1 protein-coding gene is annotated in these 1,480 nt (G+C 35.0%); it reads right to left on the reverse strand.

Going from position 1 to position 1,480, the window contains the following annotated elements; genetic code table 11:
- Positions 1-535: 535 nt before the first annotated feature.
- Positions 536-1,462, reverse strand: coding sequence for a hypothetical protein (locus EPX21_RS16070; protein ID WP_134090719.1), 927 nt, complete (start codon positions 1,460-1,462; stop codon positions 536-538).
- Between the last annotated feature and the right edge of the window lie 18 nt (positions 1,463-1,480).

Below are 1,480 nucleotides of genomic sequence, written 5' to 3' on the forward strand. Positions count from 1 at the left end.
ATAAAAATCTCAAAGATCTGTACCCACAGAACTATAAACTAATAGCGACAAATCAAATATGTAGTTCATAGGGTGGATACTTTGTTCCGACACTTCTTGATTTAAATATTCCTATCGTACGATCATACATTTGTTCGCCATATCCACCGTCACACGGTCACCGATATGAATTTGTTCATTATAAGAATTGATCTAAAACTACTTCTTTTTTTGGATTCTTCAAAATCATACATGAGGCACCATGATCGTCAAATGCAAACAGGATCGACCACAAAGTGACATAAGTGCCACTTGAAACAGAAGACTTCGAATAAAATAACCTGATGTTCCCTACATACTCACCAAGCAGGCATATGACTTTTGCAAACAACACGCAAAGTATTCATGAACCGAATACAGCGCGCTCATGAATACAACTGAAAACCGACAAAAGGAATAGATAATTTGTTCACATACGAAATAGATTCTTTAAACCGTTTTTAGGCCATCCGGAAGGGACAAACATTTTAATGCCCTAAACTAAGATCGCTTCTTTTTATTCACTCCTACAAAAAAGTGTTAACACCGAAGCTGTATACGGGAATAAATTCTCTTTATTTGTCAAGAATACTTTAACTTTTTCGCTATAAGTGGAACGATGATCGCTATTGATAAACCGTAAGGTATACAAAAAATCGCGCAGCACTATTCCTTCTATAGATTCAGGCCGATATCTCCGCCACAAGTTATCTATTAAACTTACGAAATGGTTTAGAAACGACATCCGTCGGCTACCGGTCATTTTATTTAAGAAAAGTAACATATCGAATAAAATCTGGTAAGCCATTACATGTCCAAGTAATTTTGTCTCCTGATCCAGCCATTTGATTTGCAAAAACCTATTCTTTAAATTCTCTTTTAGGAGCAGCAGTTTTAATAAATCAAAGTTCAGTAGCATAGCATCTCCCCACCTTTCCGACTTATTAAAAATCCTAGCGATATTCTGATATTGTTGTACTTGAACAAAAACTAAAAAGTCAGCCCCTAAAGTAACTTTTAAATACTGGTTAATTATTATTGATTTCTTCGTTAAAAGAACTGATCGTTCAAATTCTCCGGTCCTATAGTAAAAGTACGCTTTACGTGGATAAAACGTATCAAGGAATATTGTTCCAATAGTCGAACGTTTATCAACCTTTTGAAGTTCTCTTTCCCCCACTGCAAAAAGACGCTCACTCTCTCCATATTCCCCATCCTTCGCAAAGGAAAATGCTTTAAAAAACCCTTCTTCAAAATAACGATATTTCTTCTGTTCCGCCAAAGTCAAATATTTGGTCAGTACCTTGTTATGAAATAATTCTGTAAACGTATCGCCATTTACTATTGTGTCATAAGCATTTCCAAACATCCTTAATCGAGAATTGTAAATCGTCAGCAAAAAGTGGACACGATATTTTAAAAACTTAAGGAGTGTTTTCATCAAAAACGTTAGATTTAATTA

It is taken from the genome of Olivibacter sp. XZL3, assembly GCF_004368405.1.
Taxonomy (GTDB): Bacteria; Bacteroidota; Bacteroidia; order Sphingobacteriales; family Sphingobacteriaceae; genus Olivibacter.